Annotated in this window: 3 protein-coding genes; all 3 read left to right on the top strand. The window is 71.1% G+C overall.

The window, feature by feature from the left end:
- A partial coding sequence (locus V7Z97_RS18995; protein ID WP_334165010.1) for a class II aldolase/adducin family protein occupies positions 1-608 on the top strand: 608 nt, incomplete at its 5' end.
- Positions 609-796: 188 nt separating this feature from the next.
- The gene (locus V7Z97_RS19000) at positions 797-2014 is read left to right on the top strand and encodes an efflux RND transporter periplasmic adaptor subunit (RefSeq protein ID WP_334165011.1); all 1218 of its coding nucleotides are present in this window, start codon (positions 797-799) and stop codon (positions 2012-2014) included.
- The gene (locus tag V7Z97_RS19005; protein ID WP_334165012.1) at positions 2014-5247 is read left to right on the top strand and encodes an efflux RND transporter permease subunit; all 3234 of its coding nucleotides are present in this window, start codon (positions 2014-2016) and stop codon (positions 5245-5247) included. The genes V7Z97_RS19000 and V7Z97_RS19005 overlap by 1 nt, the downstream gene beginning before the upstream one ends.
- The last annotated feature ends 181 nt before the right edge of the window (positions 5248-5428 follow it).

Genomic DNA, 5428 nt, shown 5'->3' on the forward strand with positions numbered 1-5428 from the left:
AGCACCACTTCCTGATCAACCCCTACGGCCTGCTGTTCGAGGAGATCACCGCCTCGTCGCTGGTGAAGATCGACCTCGACGGGAACATCCTCCAGGACACGCCCTACTTCATCAATCCGGCGGGCTTCACCATCCACTCGGCGATCCACGCCGCCCGCGAGGACGCCCACTTCGTGATGCACCTGCACTCCGACGACGGCGTGGCCGTGGCCGCCCAGTCCGAGGGCCTGCTGCCCCTGTCGCAGCACGCCCTGATCGTGATGCCGAGCCTGGCCTATCACGACTACGAGGGCATCGCGCTCAACCTCGACGAACGCGAGCGGCTGGTAGCCGACATCGGCGGCAAGACTCTGATGCTGCTGCGCAACCACGGGACCCTGTCGGTCGGCGACACCGCCGCCAACTGCTGGATCGGCATGTACTACCTGGAGCGGGCCTGCACGATGCAGGTGAGGGCCATGGCCGGCGGCCGCGACAAGGTGCTGCTCGCGCCGGAGGCCTCCCGGGCCGAGGTGAGGAGCCAGGTGTCCCGCGGGATCGGCGGCGGCCTCGCCTGGCCGGGCTGCCTGCGCAAGCTGGATCGCGAGCTTCCCGGCTACGACGCCTAGATTTTTCGAAGCATCCGTTTAGCAACGGGCGCCGTAGATACGGGCGCCCGTTCGCGTTTTGAGGCCCTGTTTCAGGCGCGAAACGGAGAGCCATCCTTCTGTCACTGGACGCAGTGTATGCGGACCTCGTAGAGCCGCAAAAACTTCACACTCACGCCCGGAACGCGCGGGCGACGGAGCGCATCGGTTTGTTCAGACGTCACTTTTTCCTCGTCGCGGCGATCGCGGTGCTTGCGGTCATGGTCGTGGTCGGCGGGCTTAAGGTGTTCGGCCTGAAGGCCGGCGCCGGCGGTCCGGGCGGCGGCCCGGGCGGCCCCCCCGCGGCCATGGCCAAGGGCGGAGCCGGCGGCCCCGGCGGCGGGCGCGGCGGCTTCGGCGGCCCCACCGAGGTCTCCGTGGCCGTCGTCCAGCCCCGCAGCTTCGCCGACACCATCGAGGTCCTGGGCGTCGCCAAGGGCCGCCAGTCGGTGACGCTGACCGCCGCGGCGACCCAGCTCGTCGAGCGGGTGCGCTTCACCGACGGCCAGTCGGTGGCGAAGGGCGCGGTGCTCGTGGAGCTCCGCTCCACCGAACAGGACGCCGGCGTCTCCCAGGCCCAGGCGCGGCTCGTGCAGGCGCAGCGGGCCTACGAGCGCTACCGCCAACTCGGCCAGCAGGGATTCGCCTCCAAGGCCGCCATCGACGAGTACGAGGCCGCCTACCGCACGGCCCAGGCCGACCTGGCCGCGGCCCGGGCCCGGGAGGCGGACCGGGTGATCCGCGCGCCGTTCGCCGGCGTCGTCGGGCTGTCGGACGTGGCGCCCGGCGCGCTCGTGAACCCCGGCGCGCCGATCGTCACGCTCGACGACGTCTCGGCCATCCGCGTCGACTTCCAGGTGCCGGAGCGCTACCTCGCCCAGCTCTCCGAAGGCCAGGCCATCCTCGCCACCGTCGACGCCTTCCCGGGCGAGACGATCACCGGCCGCATCGCCCGCCTCGACACCCGGGTGGACGAGCGCACCCGCGCCATCACCGCCCGCGCCGAGTTCCCCAATCCCGGCCGCCGGCTGAAGCCCGGCATGATGGTCCGGGTCGGCATCTCGCGCGGCGACCGCCAGAACCTGAGCGCGCCGGAGTCGGCGATCTCCGTGCAGGGCGATTCCGCCTTCGTCTACGTGGTCCGCCAGACCGGCGAGCGCACCGTCGCCGAGCAGCGGCCGATCCTCACCGGGGTCCGCCAGCAGGGCTTCGTCGAGATTCGCGAGGGCGTGCGGCCGGGCGAGCGGATCGTCGCCGACGGCCTCAACAAGATCCAGCCCGGGCAGCCGGTCCGCGTCGCGCGCGCGGCCGGCGAGCCCGGACAGCCCGGCGCCCGGCCCGCGGGCGCCAACGGAGCGCAGGCCCAGGGCCTGCGGTCACCCGCATGATGCTCTCCGACATCTCGGTCCGGCGTCCCGTCTTCGCGGCGGTGGCGGCCATCATCCTCTGCGTCGTCGGCCTCGCCTCGTTCAGCGCGCTCACCGTGCGCGAACTGCCCAGCGTCGACCCGCCGGTGGTCTCCGTGTTCACCAGCTATCGCGGGGCCTCGGCCGAGGTCATCGAGGAGCGGATCACCGAGCTGATCGAGCGGCAGATCGCCGGCATCGAGGGTATCGACCGGATCAACTCGGCCTCCCGTGACGGCTCCTCGCGGATCAACATCTCCTTCACGCTCGACCGCGACCTCGACGCCGCCGCCAACGACGTGCGCGATGCGGTCAGCCGGGTCTCGGCCGCCCTGCCGGAACAGGCCGACCCGCCGCAGATCCAGAAGGCGAACGCCGATTCCTCGCCGATCATGTTCCTGAGCTTCACCTCCACGACGCTCAATCGGCTGCAGCTCTCCGACTATGCCCAGCGCTATCTCGTCGAGCGCTTCTCCACCGTGCCCGGGGTCGCCAACGTCGGCGTCGGCGGCGCCCAGTTCTACTCCATGCGCCTCTGGCTCGATCCCGACGCCATGGCCGCGCGCGGCGTGACCGTCGAGGACGTCGAGAGCGCGCTGAACGCCCAGAATCTCGAGCTGCCCGCCGGCTCGCTGGAGGCGCCTTCCAAGGACTTCACCATCCGCGTGGCCCGCGGCTACGCCACGCCCGAACAGTTCGCGCGCCTGCCGATCGTGCCCGCCCGCTCGGTCAGCCAGACCCAGGCCTCCGCCGCGGTCGGCGGCACGGCCTCGGTGGCCGGCGCGCCGCAGGGCGTCACACGCGACGTGACCAGCGCCGCGTCCAGCCAGGGGTACATCACCCGTCTCGGCGACATCGCGCGGGTGGAGGAGGGGCCGGACGAGCACCGCCGCAGCTTCCGCTCCAACGGCCGCGACCAGGTGGGCATCGCCATCTTCCGCCAGAGCCTGGCCAACGACCTGGAGATCTCCGAGGGCGTTCTGAAGACCATCGCCGAGATCAAGTCCGGCCTGCCCAAGGGCACCGACCTGCAGGTGGCGGTCGACTACACCGAGTTCACGCGGCACGCGATCGAGGAGGTCTGGATCACCATGGCCATCTCGCTGGCCTGCGTGGCGCTGGTGAACTTCCTGTTCCTCGGCACCTGGCGCGCGGCGATCATCCCGACCCTGGTGGCGCCGATCTGCCTGCTGTCGACCTTCATCGTGCTGGCCCCGCTCGGCTTCTCGATCAACCTGCTGACCCTGCTGGCCCTGGTGCTGGCCATCGGCCTCGTCGTCGACGACGCCATCGTGGTGGTGGAGAACATCCAGCGGCGCATCGACGAGGGCGAGCCGCCGATCGTCGCCGCTCAGCGCGGCGCGCGGCAGGTGTTCTTCGCCGTGGTCGCCACCACCATCGTGCTGATCTCGGTCTTCGCGCCGCTGATGTTCATGCCCGGCTTCACCGGCCGCCTGTTCGTCGAGCTGGCGGTGGCCGTCGCCGGGGCGGTGGCCTTCTCGGCCCTGCTCGCCCTGTCGCTCTCGCCGATGCTGGCCTCCAAGCTCCTGCGCCCGGCCAAGGGCGAGGGCTTCATCGCCCGCAAGGTCGACGGCGCCATGGGCCGGCTGAAGTCGTCCTATCACGAATCCCTGGACGCCCTGCTCGGCCGGCGGGCGGCCTCCTTCAGCGCGTCCGCCCTGGTGCTCGTGCTCGGACTGGCCGCCGTCGCGGTGTTCAGCGCCCTGCCCAAGGAACTGACCCCGGAGGAGGACCGCCGCCGCGCCCAGGTCATGCTGATCGGGCCGGAGGGCGCCGGCTACGACTACACCAAGGCCGCCGCCACGCGGGTCGAGCAGATCCTCATGCGCTACGTGAACGACGGCACGCTCGACCGCTACGTCATGTCCATGCCGCGCTTCGGCGGCGCCAGCAGCTTCAACAGCGCCGGCGGCAACACCATGCTGTCCGACAAGACGGAGATGACCACCCAGGAGTTCGCCGCCCGGCTCAACCGCGAGCTCTCCGGCATCACCGCGGTGCGCGCCATCGTCTCCCCGGAGGGCGGCCTGCAGCGCGGCGGCCCGGGCGGCGGCGGCGGCTCCAGCGTGCAGATGATCGTCACCGGCAACGACTATCCCGAGATCGCCCGCGCCATGCGCCCGATCCTGGCGGCCGCCGAGCAGAACCCGGGCCTCGCCCGGCCCAGGCTCGACTACGAGCCCACCAGCCCCCGGGTGGTCGTCGACATCGACCGCGACAAGGCCGCCGCCCTGGGCGTCTCGGCCCAGGCCGTGGGCCGGGCGCTCGAGACCATGTTCGGCTCGCGGCGGGTGACCACCTACATCAAGAACGGCCAGGAGTACGACGTCCTCCTGCAGACCGACCGCTCCAACCGCCAGACCGAGGACGACCTCAAGAAGCTCTACGTCCGCACCACGTCCGGCGAGACCGTGCCCCTGTCCTCCCTGGTGACCACCCGGGTGCGCGGCGACACGCCCGACCGCTCGCGGGTCGACCGCCTGCGCTCGATCACCCTGACGGCCCAGCTCAACCCCGGCTACTCCATGGGCGAGGCCATCCAGTTCCTGGAGCAGGAGGCCGCCAGGCAGCCCGGCGGGCTCGGCGTGAAGTGGGGCGGCGGGGCGCGCGACTATCTGGAATCGTCCGGCGCGGTGGGCCTCGCCTTCGGCATGGCCCTGCTGCTGGTGTTCCTGGTGCTCGCCGCCCAGTTCGAGAGCTGGATCCACCCCAGCGTCATCATGCTGACGGTGCCGGTGGCGGCGTTGGGCGGGCTGTTCGGCCTGCTGGTCGCCGATTCCTCGATCAACACCTACAGCCAGATCGGCCTGATCATCCTGGTCGGCATCGCCGCCAAGAACGGCATCCTGATCGTCGAGTTCGCCAACCAGCTGCGCGACGAGGGGCTGTCGATCCGCGAGGCGGTGATCGAGAGCGCGTCCCTGCGCCTGCGGCCGATCATCATGACCTCGATCTCCGCCGCGGCCGGGGCGATCCCGCTGATCCTGTGGGGCGGCGCGGGCGGCGAGGCGCGCAAGACCATCGGCGTGACCATCTTCTTCGGGGCCATCTTCGCCACCATGGTCACGCTCTTCGTGGTGCCGGTCTTCTACAACATGCTGGCCCGCTTCACGAAGTCGCCGCAGGCCACCGCCCGCCGCATCGAGGCCTTCGAGGAGGCCGAGAAGACCCGCGTCGCCAACGCCGCCGAATAGGCGGGCGGAACGTCGGCCAAGAAAAAGGCCTTCCCCCTCGCGAGGGAAGGCCAGGATGCGGGACGCGCCTGAAGGCTACGCGGGGGACGCCGCCTTGCGCGCTCCACGCCGGCGCTTGGGGTCCCGACGGCGCGGAGAGATGTCGACCGGACAGCAGGCTCGACAGGCGCGAGGATGCGCC

Origin of the sequence: Phenylobacterium sp. (assembly GCF_036821595.1) — a bacterium.
Classification (GTDB): Bacteria; Pseudomonadota; Alphaproteobacteria; order Caulobacterales; family Caulobacteraceae; genus Phenylobacterium.